Genomic DNA, 1,277 nt, shown 5'->3' with positions numbered 1-1,277 from the left:
GTGCTGGACCGCCAGCCGCCCGGAGACGGGGTGCCCTGGGTGGAGTGCGACCTGGCCGACACCCGGGCCGCCGAGGCGGCCACCCGGCAGTTGGCCGAACGCTCCGGCGGCCTCGACGCCGTGGTGACGGCGGCCGGGATGGACGTGCCGGGCAAGCTCGCCGACCTGCCGGGGGAGACCTGGGACCGGATCGTGGCGGTGGACCTGCTGGCCACCGCCGCGGTGATCCGCGCCGCGCTGCCGTTCCTGGAGAGCTCCCGGGGCAGCATCGTCACGGTCGCCTCGACGCTGGGAGTGAAGGCGGTCAGCGACGCCACCGCCTACTGCGCGGCCAAGTTCGGCGTGGTCGGCTTCACCCGCGCCCTCGCCGCCGAACTCGCCGGCACCATCAACGTCACCCTGCTCATCCCCGGCGGCATGCGCACCGCCTTCTTCGACAACCGCGACCCCACCTACAAACCCGGCCCCGACGCCATCCTCAACGACCCCGCCGACACCGCCACCGCCATCATGTTCGCCCTCACCCAACCCCCCGGCTGCGCCATCCGCGAAATGATCGTCTGCGCCGAACAAGAAACCAGCTACCCATGATCCTCACCCTCCGCGCCCTCGGCGTCGGCGACCTCGCCACCGCCGTACCCGCCCTCCGCGCCCTCCGCACCACTCACCCCCACCACGACATCACCCTCGCCGCCCCCCGCTGGCTCACCCCCCTGGTCAACCTCATCGGCGGCATCGACCACCTCCTCCACACCCCCGACCTCACCCACCTACCCTGGACCGGCCCACCCCCCGACCTCGCCGTCAACCTCCACGGCCACGGACCCCAATCCCACCACCTCCTCACCACCACCCGACCCCACCAACTCCTCGCCTACACCAACCCCCACACCGGCCACACCAACGGCCCCCACTGGCACCCCAACGAACACGAAATCCACCGCTGGTGCCGCCTACTCACCTGGTACGACATCCCCACCGACCCCACCGACCTCGCCCTCCACCGACCCCCACCCGACGGCGTACCGACCGGGGTGAGCATCGTGCACCCGGGCGCGAAGGCGGCGCAGCGGCGCTGGCCGCCGCCACGCTTCGCGCAGGTGGCCAGAGAACTGGCCGGGCAGGGGCATCGGGTGGTGGTGACCGGCAGCCCGGGTGAACGCCGGATCGCCGCGGAGGTGGCCCGGCTCGCCGGGCTGCCCGACGACGCGGTGCTCGCCGGCCGGACGGATATCGGCGACCTCGCGGCGCTGGTCGCGTACGCCCGGCTGGTGGTC

At 73.1% G+C, this 1,277-nt stretch carries 2 protein-coding genes; both read left to right on the top strand.

Annotated elements, in window-relative coordinates:
- The coding region (locus AC1WTP_RS34405; RefSeq protein ID WP_481653377.1) for an SDR family oxidoreductase at positions 1-591 on the top strand (591 nt) is incomplete at its 5' end.
- The coding region (locus AC1WTP_RS34400; protein ID WP_481653376.1) for a glycosyltransferase family 9 protein at positions 588-1,277 on the top strand (690 nt) is incomplete at its 3' end. The genes AC1WTP_RS34405 and AC1WTP_RS34400, both read left to right, overlap by 4 nt.

The organism is Micromonospora sp. R311, assembly GCF_056780015.1.
Note: the sequence above shows the minus strand (reverse complement) of the source record. Positions and strands in the feature narration are given on the sequence as shown.